Genomic DNA, 14,485 nt, shown 5'->3' with positions numbered 1-14,485 from the left:
GTCTGCTCTGTCGGATTCGTATCAGTTTCGCAGCGTAATGACCCCTGCCGCTCACGTCCACCGCAGGGAGTGACGAAATTCGATTTGGATTACTGCGGCGCATTGGATACAGGTTCGGGTGGGCGTGTAACGGCTTGCCCAGCCATTTCCTTCGGGCAGAGTACGCACCTTGGACAGGTTTGAAGTTTACTCCATGCCGGTTCGGTCCGGTCTGTTGGGCTTGGCGCAAATTCCAGGTCGGCACGGCGACTATGCCGGGGATCTTGAGCGGATCATGCAATGGCGGCCAGCAATGGTCATTTCGATGACCACTTCCAATGAGTTGGAGGCCGTGGGAGCACGCCATCTCGGACGGGACCTGCAGAACCGCGCCGTCACTTGGGTTCATCTTCCGGTGCAGGATTTTGGTGCTCCGTCATCGAACGTAAGGTCTGATTGGCCAAATGCCAGCACCGATGCACACCGCGTCCTGTCCGCGGGTGGCCGGGTCTTGGTTCATTGCCGGGGTGGGTGCGGGCGGTCTGGCATGATTGTGTTGCGCTTGCTGGTCGAAGGCGGTGAAGCCCCGGATAAGGCGCTGCGCCGGTTGCGCGCGGTCCGGCCGTGCGCCGTTGAAACTGACGCGCAAATGGCTTGGGCCATGGCACCGGCATCAACCGGGCTTTGACGTCACGCCATGGCTGGCTGTGGGTCGCCGACCGCAGGGCGCAATCCCAAGGTTGTAACCTCGAGCATTGCGCAGGGCATATCGGACAGCGTTCCGGTTGGCATGGCCGACAGGCTGGTCCCGAACATCATGTCGGCGTACTCGTCCAGCTTTGTCGTCGGAATATCCGGGGGCGTTCCACAATAAACCCTGATCAGATCTGAATGGGCACGAAACCGCGCTGTGCACCCTTCCGCGCAATGCGAAAGCTCTCCACTGCCTTCGACCTCGAACTCTTTGGTTGTCACAGGTTGCGCTGTCGCCATCGCGTCCGCCATAGCGCGGGCCATTCTTGCCAAGGCCGGACAGGGTTTGCCGGTTTTCTGACAAATCGTTGCAGAAAACTCGTGCGTTTTTGTCTTCCAGATCATTGTGCGCCCTCCGCGCGATGGACGGGGGGCGTGGGTCAGGTCGCTTTGTGCGGCTTTGACCTGCCCGGACACCCCGCCCGAGTTTCGGTTTCAGTCAGATGGCAGGTCTCCTGACTTGCGGGTCATCGCTTTGCCAACCTTCCCAGCCGTTGGGCCAGTGGTGTCTCGGCATCGCTCACCGCTTACAGTTGCGGGGGCAGTCGCGGCATTGGTCCGTTTCGGCATCGCCGGGGCAGGACCGCACCGTGTTCCCTTTTCATCCCTTCCCGGTAAGCCGGGTCGAGAACCATCAAGTCATCGCTATCCGGTGAAATCGGTCCGAGTCAAGCGGGCTTTGTCACCGCTTTGGACGCAGGGTTGTCTTTCCGATCTGGCCGCGGGCTTGTTCATGCCGGATCGCGGAGTAGCCTTAAGAATGTGGGGGGAAGTGAGAGGTTGGACATCGACCCAAGCGGGGCTCGTTGTGGCTGCTTCCTTCCGGACCTGACCAGGTTGGCGAGGCGCTCGCCCGCGCCAACCTCTCAGGGGTGGATATATGCATTTCGTTTGCGGATGACAACCCGTCACAGCGTAAGCCGGATTAGTAAAAAACCATCGTCATCGCGCCCAATGACTGACGGATTATACGCGTGCAATTCAGCTAAATGGTGCTGCGCATTGGGGCTGGTTCTGAGAATCGCAAATGCCCCGGACAGGGGTCTGAGTGTGAATGGACACGGCGCATCCGCCAACGGATCCGCAGGAAGACGGCCCGCGACATAATCCCGAACAATGCATTGGATCGACAAAACTGGTAGCGGAATCTGCGTTGCGGTGTCTACGAAGGGGAAATACCCGCCTCCGCTGGCCCGGTAATTGTTGAGGGCAACCACAAAGGATTGCTGATCGTCGATAAGGTGCCCGGTAAGGCGAATATTCTTGACGCGGTGATGCAATGAATTCGTCAAATTACCGCCCGCGTCGAACCGCGCGGGCATGCCAAGGTCGATCTGGTAGCTGAGACCGTGCAGGATATCAAAATTGTAACCTGCGCGCGCGGAATTCCGCAGGTCGATTTGTTGAGCTGCGTGCATTTGATTGAGCACGCCAGCCGACATCTCTAGCCAGTCTCTAATCTGCGCGCCCGAAACCACGACGGCCTGCATTTCGTTTGGAAAGATGTTCAGGTCATTAACGTGGCGAAGCTGGATTTGACCCGCCGGAACGTCCGTAAAGGATCGTGGGCCTGCGCGACCTCCGAATTTCGAGGGCGATACGGCTGACAGAACCGGTAGGCCCTCGTGTGCTGTTCCTTTAAGGAAGGGGCGCAATGCGGCGGCTTGCGCTGCCGCGACCAGCGCAAGCCCCCTGTCCGGCGCACAGAAGCTGAAATAACTGTGCAAATGTTGACGCGTTTCGCCAACAGGCTTAGCCGAGTGCAACCGCGTCTCTTTATGTCCCTGTGCGAACAGACGCTTCAGGTCGGCGTCCTCTTCCGTCGGGGCCGCGGGCGTTTCTGGTGAAACAGATTGCAGTTCCACATGCTGGCTCCCAATCGACCACCCGCCTGTGTCTTTTTGGTGCAGCGTCAGGTCAATGATGCCCAGATGTGAACCGGCCGCGCCCGGCATCACAACCGGTTTTCCGTGAACAAGACCGCGTTGTGGGTCGACATGCTTCAGATTCTTATGAGCAGAGCCGGGCAGGGTCAGGTGGGAATGCCCGGCAATGATCGCATCAATTCCGGGCACCGCTGACAAAGGGATAACCGCATTCTCAAGGTTGGGTGCGGGTTCAGCGGCGCCAAGCCCTGTATGGGCAAGTGCCACAATCAGATCGCATCCCCCGGATCGCAATTCCCGCGTTTTTCGATGGGCGCATGTCAGGATGTCCTCAACCGAAACGGCACCTTTTAGGCGATGCGCTTCCCATTTGGCTGTCTGCGGTGGGAGGACAGAGAACACACCAATTTTCAAAGCCAGATCTTGCCCCTGCACTTTGATGTTACGGTCAAGAATCGTATGCGCCTGCCAGCTTGCCGGGCGGTCGGCTCTGGTGGCATTGCTGCAAATGACCGGGCAGGTGGCTTGGGCGACTATGCGGTCAAGTACCTCAAGCCCGAACCCAAAGTCATGGTTTCCCAATCCAACGGCGTCATAACCAAGGTTACCAAAGGCTTGCATCAGGATGTGGGGGCTGTCGGTCTGCGCCACAGCCCATTCACCAATGGGCGCGCCTTGAAGGGCGTCGCCATTGTCGAACAGCAAGACAAGGTGTTTTTGAGACTGGGCCTGTGTACGGGCCGCTTTGATCAGACTTGCGGTTCTGCTCAGGCCGATCGAAGGGTCAGGAGTGTCCGCATAATAATCGAATCCGGTCAAATTCATGTGCAGATCGGTTGTCGCCAATATCCGGATCTGCGCTGTCGTTAAGGAAGAGGGAGGTTTCACTACTCTACTTTTGGCAGTTTTTTATTAATCAATTTCAACAAAAAGCGTATCAGGTGGAAATTTCAAGGTCAGGCTAAGGCATTTCAGCGGCACAGGAACTTTTTCGTAAGAAACTGAAAAGCCATTGCAACGTCGTGGCTGCCATGGCAGCCCTGTGCGGAAAATCCGAAGGAACTGCAATGAAAAACGCGGAACATGTGACGTTTGGTGGCTCTGGCCTGGATCGTGCGGCGCATATTCGCGCAGACGCGGATGAGATCGCGCTGGCGCGCGCGAACCCCGAGGCACGGTGCATTTTGCTGTGGCGTGGCAAGCTGTTGGTTCAGGGGGAGGCGCTGGACCGGCTGGGTTTCATCCCAATGACGCATCAACTGGTGAACAACGGACCCGGCGGTATCACGGATGAGCCGATATTTTTGGGCTTGCCCGACGGTGCGCCCGTGTTTGCCGTCGATATTTCGAACTGGGCCGCCGATGATTTGGATATCTCGCAGGTCGGCGGTTTCTTTGACAGGTCCGAGCAGCAGCATCCCGGTCTGCCCATTGGGTTCGTCTTTGCCGAACTGCGCCGCATTATGACCCGTCTGTCGCCGCGCGACGCAGAATTGGCGGCCTCGGCCAAGGCTGTGATCGGCTGGCACGAAACGCATCGGTTCTGTGCCCGGTGCGGTGCGGCAAGCGAAATGACGGAGGCCGGATGGCAGCGTAGCTGTCCCAGTTGCGGTGGGCACCACTTTCCACGCACAGATCCGGTTGTCATCATGCTGATCACCCACGGCGAATCGGTTCTGGTCGGTCGATCGCCGGGCTGGCCCGAGGGGATGTATTCGCTGCTTGCCGGGTTTGTCGAACCGGGTGAGACACTGGAAGCCGCCGTCAGGCGCGAGGTCATGGAAGAGGCGGGCGTGCCTGTTGGCCGGGTCTCTTACCTGTCCAGCCAGCCTTGGCCCTTTCCCGCGTCGCTGATGTTTGGCTGCGCGGGTGAGGCGCTGTCCAAAGAGATCAAAATTGATCCGGTTGAGATTGAAGACGCGATTTGGGTCAGCAAGTCAGAGATGATGCAGGCCTTCGCGGGCGAACACCCAAACCTTCTGCCTGCGCGCAAAGGTGCCATTGCACATTTCCTTTTGCAAAACTGGCTTGCGGACACGCTGGACTGACAAAATACTGGGCTGACAAGCAAAGAGAGCCGCGAACTGAAATGCAATTCACTGCGCGTGAAGATATACAAGCCCCGATCAATGCCGTGTTCGAGATGGTCACTGATTTTGAGCGTTTTGAACGAATGGCGATGCGCCGGGGAATCGAAGTGCGGCGTCTGACCGGCCATATGGGCGTGATCCCCGGAACAACCTGGGCAACGGAATTCAGGCTGCGTGGTAAACCACGGCAGGTCGAGATCGTGATGGCCGAATGCGATCCGCCATCACAGATGCGGTTCGAAGCGACCGGAAAAGGACTGAACGGTACGACGACCATCGAGTTCATGGCCTTGTCGCAGCGTCGCACGCGGCTGGAAGTGGATATGTCTCTCGCGGCCAAGTCGCTGCCTGCCCGACTTTTCCTGCAATCCCTCCGGCTGGGTCAAAACCGGTTCCGGCGTCGGTTCCAGTCGCGGCTAAGTGAATTCGCCAGAGAGATGGAAGAACGACATCAGCATGGCCTCTGACCGAATTTGGCAGGCGCCGCTGGAAAATGTTGTTAGCCGCGCGGCTGGGCAGCCGGGTAGACGCCCAAAATCTCGACATTGGTGGTAAAGTGTTCCAACTCTTCCATCGCCAGTTTGACATTCCGGTCTTCCGGGTGCCCGACGATGTCCGCGTAGAATTGCGTGGCGGTGAATGATCCATCCACCATGTAACTTTCCAGCTTGGTCATGTTGATGCCATTGGTCGCGAATCCGCCCATCGCTTTGTACAGCGCCGCAGGAATATTGCGCACCTGAAAGACAAAGCTGGTGATCATGCCGTGTTTGCCGCGCCGGGACATATCCGCCTGACGCGACATGACTAGAAACCGGGTGGTGTTGTTGTCGCGATCTTCAATGTGGCGGGCCATGACGTTCAGGCCGTAAATTTCTCCAGCCAGCTCACTGGCCAGCGCCGCCGAATGCAGATCGCCCTGCTCTGAAACTTCGCGGGCGGCGCGGGCATTGTCCGGGCTTACACGGCCTTTGATTCCGTGCTTTTTCAGGAACTCTGCACATTGCGGCAGCAAAACCAGATGAGAGTGTGCCTCGGTAATATCCTCAAGCTTGGCGCCCGGAACGGTCAGTAGATTGATGTGGACCCGGACAAATGCTTCGTCGATGATGTTCAGGCCGCTATGGGGCAACAGACGGTGAATATCGGCGACGCGGCCATAGGTCGTGTTTTCCACCGGCAGCATCGCCAGATCAGCATCGCCCGATCGGACCGATTCGATCACATCCTCGAATGTGCGGCAGGGCAGGGCCTCCATGTCGGGGCGGGCATTGCGGCAGGCCTCGTGACTATAGGCGCCGGGTTCTCCCTGAAATGCGATACGTTTGGTCATTTGGTCGATTCCGTGCAACAAGTTCTTGAATTGGGCGTTTAGTCGCGGTGTCTATACCTTGCCTCTTGCTAGGGGAAGCCTTAGACACCCCGCAGACAGCTGAAATGGACTCGCGATCAATGTTCGACACGATGACAGTTACCAAGGCCGCCGCAGGCCTGTTTGGCACCTTTCTGGTGCTGCTTCTGGCCAAATGGGGTGCCGAAGCTCTTTACCACGCCGATGGGCATGGCGAGACAGCCGCATATATCATCGAAACCGAAAGCGCGGGTGAAAGCGCTGACGGCGAAGAGGTGGTTTTCGAAGATATGCTGGCCGCCGCTGACCCCGAAAAAGGCGCCAGAGTATTCCGCAAGTGCACCGCATGTCACAAGCTGGAAGACGGCGCGAACGGCACTGGCCCTTATCTGTACGGTGTAGTTGACCGCCCGGTTGCCTCGGCCAATGGGTTCACAGGCTATTCGGCTGCGATGCAGGCGCATGGCGGAAACTGGACACCCGAAGCGCTGGATGCCTTCCTGGAACGCCCAAGCGCCTATATCTCGGGCACTTCCATGAGCTTTGCCGGCCTGAAAAAGCCGCAAGAGCGCGCCGATCTGATTGCTTATCTGCAGACAATCGGCAACTGATCCGACACTCGGTTTTCCCGATTTTCAAAGCCGCTGCTTCCCGCAGCGGCTTTATTTTTGTTTAAGAAGAACTTCACAAAGCGTTCACGCATTCTAAACTTGCATATGACAGTGCTGGTCTTTTAGCTGGCGCTTACAAGGTTAAATAAGTCAACGAACCAGAGGATGAGCATATGAAACCCCTGCTGCCCGCACCGCGCGTAACGACTGTTCGGCCTTGGGCAGCCTTTATGGGAATTGCCGCGGCGCTCATGCTTGGGGTTGCTGACAAAGCTGTTGCCGCTGAGGAAAACGTCACCCGCAGCCACGGCTATTCCTACTTTGGAAACCTCGACTATCCCGCTGACTATCCACACCTGAACTATGTGAACCCCGATGCCCCAAAGGGTGGAGAGTTGTCGCTGGCTGGATCAGGTACATTCGATTCCCTGAACCCGTATTCGCGCAAAGGCCGGGCCGGGGCGCTGACGACGCTGCAATACGACTCGCTGATCGACAGCACTTCGGACAGCGTCGGGCAGTATTACGGATTGCTTGCGGAAAGCATGGAATATGACGAAGGTCGCAACTATGTGATTTTCCACATGCGCCCCGAGGCGACGTTTTGGGACGGAACCCCGGTCACGGCCGAAGACGTGGTCTATAGCCATCGCCTGTTTATCGAACAGGGTCTGCCATCCTACGCGCAGGCGGTTGGGCGGATGGTTACCGGTGCCGAGGCGCTGGATGACCACACAGTCAAGTTCACCTTCAGCCCCGACGTGACAAGACGGGGGTTGATTGAAACCGTCGGATCAACGCCAGTTTTCTCGAAAGCGTGGTTCGAAGCGGATGAGAGCAGGCGTCTGGATGAACCCCGGCTTGAGGTTGCGGTGGGCTCGGGGCCGTACAAACTTGACAGCTACGACATCAATCGCCGCATCGTTTACAAGCTTCGGGACGATTATTGGGCGAAAGATCTGCCGATCAATGTGGGCCGCAACAATTATGGCACCATACGGGTCGAGTATTTCGCCGACCAGACCGCCGCCTTCGAAGGGTTCAAGGCGGGTGAGTATACGATGCGTATCGAAAGTGACCCAAAACTCTGGGCCTCCAGCTACGACTTTCCAAAACTGAGCGCAGGCTCGGTCGTGCGGGATGAGATCACCGATGGCAGCCCACCGACACCATCGGGCTTTGTCTTCAACCTCGGCAAGCCCCAATTCGCAGATAAGAACGTGCGCAAGGCTCTGGCACTGGCGTTCAATTTCGAATGGGCCAATGAATCGCTGATGTTCGGGTTGAATACTCCTCGGAACTCATTTGTTCAGGGCACGCACCTAGAAGCAACCGGCGCGCCGGAAGGCGCTGAACTGGCGTTTCTGCAGACGCTGGGTGATGTGGTCCCCGCAGATGTTCTGAGCGAGCCGGCCCTGTTGACGCATGAATCCAACCCGGCGCGGTTGAACGACCGTCGCAACCTGCGCAAGGCGTCGAAATTGCTGGATGAGGCGGGCTGGCCTGTGGGCGAGGGCAATCTGCGCCGCAACGCGGCAGGTGAAACCCTGAAGGTAAACATCCCCTACGCGTCCAGTATTCCAACGTCGACCGCGACAATGATCGAAACCTTTGTGCAGAACCTGCAATCGATCGGCGTGGACGCTTCGGCGGAAAAGGTGGACCCGTCGCAGTTCACCTTGCGCAGGCGCGAGCGGGATTACGATATGGTGTATTCCAACCGTTATGGATCATTCCTGTCGACCGGTGGTGGTCTGAGTCAGATGTATGGTTCGGAAGAGGCAGCGTTCAGCCTGTTCAACCCCGCCGGACTTGCCAGCCCGCTGGTAGATGCTGTGATCGAAGCCTCTTTTGACACCACAAATCAGGCGGAACAGGACGCCGCGCTTATGGCGCTGGATCGTGTGTTGCGGTATGAGTTCTTCATCATCCCCGATGGATATGTGGCGGACTACTGGACGGCCTATTACGACATGTATGAATACCCCGAAAACCTGCCACCATTTACGCTTGGCTATCTCGATCTTTGGTGGGTCAACCCCGAGAAAGAGGCTGCATTAAAGGCGAAGGGCGCGCTGCGGTAACATGGGCGCCTATATACTAAGACGCCTGTTGCTGGTTATTCCCACGCTTCTGGGCATTATGATCGTCAACTTCACACTGGTTCAGTTTGTACCGGGTGGACCGATCGAACAAATCATCGCGCAGATCGAAGGCCAAGGCGACGTCTTTGCAGGCTTCGCCGGTGCCGGAGATGCCGGTGCCGCTGCCGAACCCGCCGGAGGTTCGTTTGACGACAAATACGTCGGCGCCCGGGGATTGCCGCCGGAATTCATTGCTGAGCTGGAAAAAGAGTTCGGGTTCGACAAGCCCCCGCTGGAACGGTTCCTGTCCATGATGGGCAACTACCTGACACTGGACTTTGGCGAGAGCTATTTCCGGTCGATCAGCGTTATTGATCTGGTCCTCGAAAAAATGCCTGTCTCGATCTCGCTGGGTCTGTGGTCGACGCTGATTGCCTATCTGGTGTCGATCCCGCTGGGCATTCGCAAAGCGATCAAGGATGGTTCGACCTTTGACACCTGGACAAGCGGCACGATCATCGTGGCTTATGCTATTCCCGGCTTCCTGTTCGCAATCCTGTTGCTGGTGCTGTTTGCCGGTGGATCATACTGGCAGATTTTCCCGCTGCGGGGGCTGACATCGGACAATTGGGACAGCCTTAGCCTGATGGGAAAAATTGCGGACTATTTCTGGCACATCGCCTTGCCGATTATCGCGCTGACCATTTCGGCTTTTGCCACCCTGACGCTGCTGACCAAGAACTCGTTCCTGGACGAGATCAAGAAACAGTATGTGATGACAGCCCGCGCCAAAGGTTTGAGCGAGGGCAAGGTGCTATACGGTCACGTGTTTCGCAACGCCATGCTGATCGTGATCGCCGGGTTCCCTGCTGTGTTCATCGGCGTGTTCTTTGGCGGGTCGATCATTATCGAAACGATCTTCTCGCTGGACGGGCTGGGTCGTTTGGGGTTTGAGGCTGCTGTTGCACGCGATTATCCGGTGATCTTTGGCACGCTGTTTATCTTTGGCCTGATGGGCCTGGTTGTCGGCATCATCAGTGATTTGATGTACGTGCTGGTCGACCCGCGCATCGACTTTGAAAAGCGGGAGGGGTAGATGGCGCTTTCTCCGCTGAACCAACGTCGCTGGCGCAATTTTCGGCGTAATGGCCGCGCATTCTGGTCGCTGATCATTTTTTCGATCCTGTTCGGCCTGTCGCTGTTTGCCGAATTCATCGCCAATGACAAACCGATCCTCGTGAAATACCGGGGCGAGTTTTACACGCCCGTTTTCAACTTCTATGCCGAAACCGAATTTGGGGGCGATTTCCAGACCGAAGCGATCTATCGCGATCCCGAGGTGCGCTGCCTGATCGACAGTGGCGGGTTAGAGCAGTGTTTTGACGACCCCGAGGGCATTATCGAGCAGATCGACGCCGGTACGTTCCAAGCCGAAGGGTTCGAGCGTGGCTGGGCCATCTGGCCCCTGATCCCGTATTCCTTCAACACCAGCGTTGATCGGCCGGGTGCCGCACCGCTACCGCCAAATGGCCAGAACCTGTTAGGGACGGACGACACCAAGCGTGATGTTCTGGCCCGCGTGATTTACGGGTTCCGGCTGTCAATCCTGTTCACTTTGATGGTGACCGGCGTTGCCAGCCTGATCGGGATATTTGCCGGAGCAATTCAGGGTTTCTTTGGCGGTTGGCTGGACCTGATCTTCCAGCGGATCATCGAGATATGGTCCGCGACCCCCTCGCTTTATGTGATCATCATCATGTTTGCCATTCTGGGCCGAAGTTTCTGGTTGCTGGTCGCGTTGATGATCCTGTTTAGCTGGACAGGGCTGGTTGGGGTTGTTCGGGCCGAATTCCTGCGGGCGCGCAACCTTGAATATGTGCGTGCGGCGCGGGCGCTGGGTGTGGGCAACATGACCATCATGTTCCGGCACATGCTGCCAAATGCGATGGTTGCGACCCTGACCTTCATGCCGTTTATCGTCACGGGAACCATTGGCGGCCTGGCCTCATTGGATTTCCTTGGCTTTGGCCTGCCATCATCGGCCCCCTCGCTGGGTGAACTGACCTTGCAGGCGAAACAGAACCTGCAGGCACCGTGGCTGGCCTTCACCGCCTTTTTCACCTTTGCCATCATGCTGTCGCTGCTGGTCTTCATTTTCGAAGGCGTGCGCGATGCGTTTGATCCCAGAAAGACCTTCTCATGAGCCTTTTGGATGTGAACAACCTCAAGGTCTCGTTCAAACAGGACGGGCAGGTCAGCGCGGCGGTGAAAGGGGTATCGTTCACCGTGGACCGTGGTGAAACGGTGGCTCTGGTGGGTGAGTCTGGCTCGGGTAAATCTGTTACGGCCTTGTCGACAGTGTCTCTGCTGGGCGATAGTGCGATCGTCGAAGGCTCGGTTCGGTATGACGGGAATGAGATGATCGGCGCTTCCGAGGACAGGCTGATGGATGTGCGCGGCAACGACATCAGCTTCATCTTCCAAGAGCCGATGACCTCGCTCAACCCGCTGCATACGATCCAGAAGCAGATGGCTGAGTCTCTGGCCTTGCATCAGGGTTTGACCGGTGATGCGGCGCGGGACCGAATTGTCGAGCTGCTGACAAAGGTTGGTATTCGCGACCCGCAGGATCGGCTGGACAGCTATCCACACCAGTTGTCGGGCGGACAGCGGCAGCGCGTGATGATCGCGATGGCGCTGGCCAACAAACCCGACATTCTGATCGCGGATGAACCGACAACGGCGCTGGACGTCACCATTCAGGCGCAGATCCTAGAACTGCTGGCCGAGCTGCAGAAATCCGAAAACATGGGAATGTTGTTCATTACCCATGACCTTGGCATTGTACGCCGGATTGCGGACCGGGTATGCGTTATGAAGGATGGTGAGATTGTCGAAACCGGCCCGACATTCGCGATATTCGACAACCCACAACACCCTTATACCCGCAAGCTGCTGGCGGCCGAGCCGTCCGGTCACCCGCAAGCGGTGGCTGCAGACGCAGAAGAAGTCGCGCGGACAGATCACCTTAAGGTCTGGTTTCCAATCCAGCGTGGGTTCCTGAAGCGGACGGTGGGACACGTCAAAGCGGTCAATGACGCCACGCTTAGCGTGCGTGCGGGTGAGACGTTGGGAATTGTGGGCGAAAGTGGTTCGGGCAAGACAACGTTGGCTTTGGCGATCATGCGCTTGATTGCGTCCGAGGGTGGCATCACCTTCCGCGATCAGGATGTCCGGCGTTGGTCCACGCGAGAACTGCGTCGCCTGCGCAAGGACATGCAGATCGTGTTTCAGGACCCGTTCGGCAGCCTGAGCCCGCGTATGACGTGCCAGCAGATCATCGCCGAAGGTCTGGCGATTCACAAAGTCGACCCGCACCGCGCCCCGCGTGAACTGGTGACTGAGGTGATGACCGAAGTTGGGCTGGATCCGGCTGCGATGGACCGGTACCCACACGAGTTTTCAGGCGGTCAGCGTCAGCGAATAGCCATCGCGCGTGCGATGGTGTTGCGGCCCAAGCTGCTGGTTCTGGATGAACCGACCAGTGCGCTGGACATGACAGTGCAAGTTCAAATCGTCGATCTGCTGCGTGACCTGCAGAAGAAGTACGGTTTGGCATACCTGTTCATCAGCCACGATCTGAAGGTCGTGCGCGCCATGTCCCATAACGTCATCGTCATGCGAAACGGTGATGTGGTTGAAATGGGCACGGCCGAGGATTTGTTCGAGAACGCCCAGACAGATTACACCCGTGAATTGATCGCAGCGGCGGGCTGAAGCCCGCCCTACAATTTGCTCAGGCGCTGGCTTTTTCCTTAGCCACCGGTTTTGGCACCGGGCCGCGCAATTCTTCATAGTGATCAAAGCTCAGCTTAACCCAGCCGGTGCCGCGTGTGGCGCTGGCCAGACTGCGATGTAGTTCATCCTCGGCAACTGCCGGAAGCTGTGCGTTGAAAATCTCCCATCCTGAGGCGTTGGGATTGCCCTCAAAGCCCAGAACCTGACCCTGAAGCGAGCTGATCGTGGGAACAAGATCGCCCACGAAATCCGAAGGCAGGTGAATCTCGGCATTCAGGATCGGCTGCAGCACCACGGGCTTGGCTTGTGGGAGCGCTTCCCGCACAGCGTTTTTTCCAGCGGTGCGGAAGGCATAATCCGAGCTGTCTACGTTGTGATGCTTGCCGTCGCTCAGCGTGATTTTCACATCGACAACCGGGAACCCCTCGGGGCCCTGTTCAAGCGCGTCTTTGGCCCCATGTTCGACCGAGGGGATATAGTTGCGCGGCACTGCGCCGCCTTTGACCACCTCTTCGAACTGGAACCCCGATCCGCGTGGCATGGGCGCAACCGAGATCACGACATCGGCGAATTGCCCGGCCCCGCCGGACTGTTTGCGATGGCGATGGCGATGTTCAATCGGTGTGCGAATGGTTTCCCGATACGCGGTTTCAACCGGATCGCCGACGATCTCGATCCCGAAATCTTCGGCCAGTTTCGCGCTGACGCGGCGCATATGCTGCGGACCCTGAGATCCCAGAACTGAATGACCGCTAAGTTCGTCCTGTTCCATGTGTAGGCCCGGGTCAATCTCGACCAGCCGGGTCAGGGCATTGGACAATCGCACATCGTCGCGTTCATGCGCGGGTGAGACCACCTGACGGTGAGCCGCTGGATGGGATAAGGCCCACTCGGGCAGAGGCGTGGCCTCTTTGCTGTCATAAAGATTGCCGGGGTTCAGGTGGTCAGATTTGACCGCCAATCCGATTTGACCGGCGCCCAGCTTGTCGATCTGGGTTTTGGCATCCAGTCCCGTCAGATTGCCAACGGTCTCACCTCCCAATGACTCATGGGCCTTTACGCCGTCGCCCAGTCCGCGCAGGACAATGATCTTGCCGATATGTTTTTTCACATCGGCAAACCCGGCGATCGCACGCGCGTTTTCGGCGGCTTCGTCGCGTCCGGCTGCGATGTCAAACTCGGGCGCTTCGTGCCGCAGGGCTTTCATCAGGCGTGTCAGGCCGTTTCCATGGCTGGCGGACCCCAGGCAGGCGGGGATAAGTTGATGGTTCTGCAACACCTGCGCGGCAAGGTCATAAATCTCGGCGCTGGGGGGCTGTTTGTCTTCGATAAGTTGTTCGAGCAGTTTGTCATCAAAGTCGGACAGAGTTTCCAAAAGCTCGGTTCGGGCCTCTTGTTCACGGTCTTCCACAGATTGCGGAAGTTCAATCAGATTGGAAGGTTTCCCTTCCTGGTATTTCCAGGCCCGTTCCGATATCAGGTCGACCGCACCGACGATGGTTTCTCCGTCACGGATGGGGACCTGCCGCAACGCGATGTGATGAACGCAATAGGTCTGTAGTGCCGCGATGATGTCCCGAATGCGCCCGTTTGGGCTGTCCATCCGGTTGATGAATAGGAAGCAGGGAATCCCGGCCTCTTCCACCAACCTCAGATAAGGGGCGCACAGAACGGCGGCGTCCGGGTCCGGAGGCACAACCACAACTGCCGCGTCGGAAATGGCCATGGCCGGGCCTACATAGCCCAGGTTATCCCCGCCGCCATCCACGTCAACGGCGCACCATTGTTCGCCCAAATAAGAAAAACCGTGCAGATGCACGGTTCCGGATACGTCGAATGTGGTGGGTCGACCGTCGAGGCGGCTGATGGCCTCGACCAGGGTTGTCTTGCCCGATTGACTGGGGCCGAGGACGGTGAAAACGCGCATGAGTGC

General features: G+C 57.8%; 12 protein-coding genes, 1 other RNA gene and 1 riboswitch. Of the genes, 8 read left to right on the top strand and 5 right to left on the bottom strand.

Features of this window, described 5'->3' with window-relative positions:
• Nucleotides 1-169: 169 nt before the first annotated feature.
• Complete coding sequence (locus RUESEDTHA_RS14755) at nucleotides 170-667, top strand: dual specificity protein phosphatase family protein (protein WP_255431752.1); 498 nt, start codon at nucleotides 170-172, stop codon at nucleotides 665-667.
• A gap of 2 nt (nucleotides 668-669) precedes the next feature.
• Here RUESEDTHA_RS14755 and RUESEDTHA_RS14750 read toward each other — a convergent pair whose 3' ends face one another.
• The 3 genes from RUESEDTHA_RS14750 to RUESEDTHA_RS14740 form a co-directional block, all read right to left on the bottom strand.
• The gene (locus RUESEDTHA_RS14750; RefSeq protein WP_180887530.1) at nucleotides 670-1,077 is read right to left on the bottom strand and encodes a hypothetical protein; all 408 of its coding nucleotides are present in this window, start codon (nucleotides 1,075-1,077) and stop codon (nucleotides 670-672) included.
• 82 nt (nucleotides 1,078-1,159) lie between these two features.
• A riboswitch (cobalamin riboswitch) is annotated at nucleotides 1,160-1,383 on the bottom strand.
• Between the two features lie 119 nt (nucleotides 1,384-1,502).
• Nucleotides 1,503-1,601, bottom strand: an RNA gene (gene ffs, locus RUESEDTHA_RS14745) — signal recognition particle sRNA small type.
• Nucleotides 1,602-1,640: 39 nt separating this feature from the next.
• Nucleotides 1,641-3,506, bottom strand: coding sequence for a bifunctional 2',3'-cyclic-nucleotide 2'-phosphodiesterase/3'-nucleotidase (locus tag RUESEDTHA_RS14740; RefSeq protein ID WP_255431751.1), 1,866 nt, complete (start codon nucleotides 3,504-3,506; stop codon nucleotides 1,641-1,643).
• A 179-nt stretch (nucleotides 3,507-3,685) separates the two neighbouring features.
• Here RUESEDTHA_RS14740 and nudC point away from each other — a divergent pair, with 179 nt between their 5' ends.
• The gene (gene nudC / locus RUESEDTHA_RS14735) at nucleotides 3,686-4,666 is read left to right on the top strand and encodes an NAD(+) diphosphatase (RefSeq protein ID WP_180887528.1); all 981 of its coding nucleotides are present in this window, start codon (nucleotides 3,686-3,688) and stop codon (nucleotides 4,664-4,666) included.
• Between the two features lie 41 nt (nucleotides 4,667-4,707).
• On the top strand, nucleotides 4,708-5,175 hold the full coding sequence (locus RUESEDTHA_RS14730; protein WP_180887527.1) for an SRPBCC family protein: 468 nt from the start codon (nucleotides 4,708-4,710) through the stop codon (nucleotides 5,173-5,175).
• 32 nt (nucleotides 5,176-5,207) lie between these two features.
• On the opposite strand, the gene RUESEDTHA_RS14725 is transcribed toward RUESEDTHA_RS14730, so the two are convergent.
• Nucleotides 5,208-6,041 (bottom strand): prephenate dehydratase, encoded by an 834-nt coding sequence (locus tag RUESEDTHA_RS14725; RefSeq protein ID WP_180887526.1) that lies wholly within the window; start codon nucleotides 6,039-6,041, stop codon nucleotides 5,208-5,210.
• A 119-nt stretch (nucleotides 6,042-6,160) separates the two neighbouring features.
• On the opposite strand from RUESEDTHA_RS14725, the gene RUESEDTHA_RS14720 reads away from it, so the two are divergent.
• The 5 genes from RUESEDTHA_RS14720 to RUESEDTHA_RS14700 all read left to right on the top strand — a co-directional run bounded on the left by RUESEDTHA_RS14720 (nucleotide 6,161) and on the right by RUESEDTHA_RS14700 (nucleotide 12,531).
• On the top strand, nucleotides 6,161-6,670 hold the full coding sequence (locus tag RUESEDTHA_RS14720; RefSeq protein WP_171126447.1) for a cytochrome c family protein: 510 nt from the start codon (nucleotides 6,161-6,163) through the stop codon (nucleotides 6,668-6,670).
• A gap of 173 nt (nucleotides 6,671-6,843) precedes the next feature.
• Nucleotides 6,844-8,754: an extracellular solute-binding protein gene (locus RUESEDTHA_RS14715; protein ID WP_180887525.1), complete on the top strand. Its 1,911-nt coding sequence runs from the start codon at nucleotides 6,844-6,846 to the stop codon at nucleotides 8,752-8,754.
• A gap of 1 nt (nucleotide 8,755) precedes the next feature.
• Nucleotides 8,756-9,850, top strand: coding sequence for a microcin C ABC transporter permease YejB (locus tag RUESEDTHA_RS14710; protein WP_180887524.1), 1,095 nt, complete (start codon nucleotides 8,756-8,758; stop codon nucleotides 9,848-9,850).
• Nucleotides 9,851-10,957, top strand: coding sequence for an ABC transporter permease (locus RUESEDTHA_RS14705; RefSeq protein WP_170386007.1), 1,107 nt, complete (start codon nucleotides 9,851-9,853; stop codon nucleotides 10,955-10,957). It begins immediately after the preceding gene.
• The gene (locus RUESEDTHA_RS14700) at nucleotides 10,954-12,531 is read left to right on the top strand and encodes an ABC transporter ATP-binding protein (protein WP_180887523.1); all 1,578 of its coding nucleotides are present in this window, start codon (nucleotides 10,954-10,956) and stop codon (nucleotides 12,529-12,531) included. Before RUESEDTHA_RS14705 ends, RUESEDTHA_RS14700 begins: the two co-directional genes overlap by 4 nt.
• Nucleotides 12,532-12,550: 19 nt before the next feature.
• On the opposite strand, the gene RUESEDTHA_RS14695 is transcribed toward RUESEDTHA_RS14700, so the two are convergent.
• The gene (locus RUESEDTHA_RS14695) at nucleotides 12,551-14,479 is read right to left on the bottom strand and encodes an elongation factor G (RefSeq protein WP_180887522.1); all 1,929 of its coding nucleotides are present in this window, start codon (nucleotides 14,477-14,479) and stop codon (nucleotides 12,551-12,553) included.
• Nucleotides 14,480-14,485: the final 6 nt, after the last annotated feature.

This window comes from Ruegeria sp. THAF57 (assembly GCF_903914075.1).
Taxonomy (GTDB): domain Bacteria; phylum Pseudomonadota; class Alphaproteobacteria; order Rhodobacterales; family Rhodobacteraceae; genus Ruegeria.
Note: the sequence above shows the minus strand (reverse complement) of the source record. Positions and strands in the feature narration are given on the sequence as shown.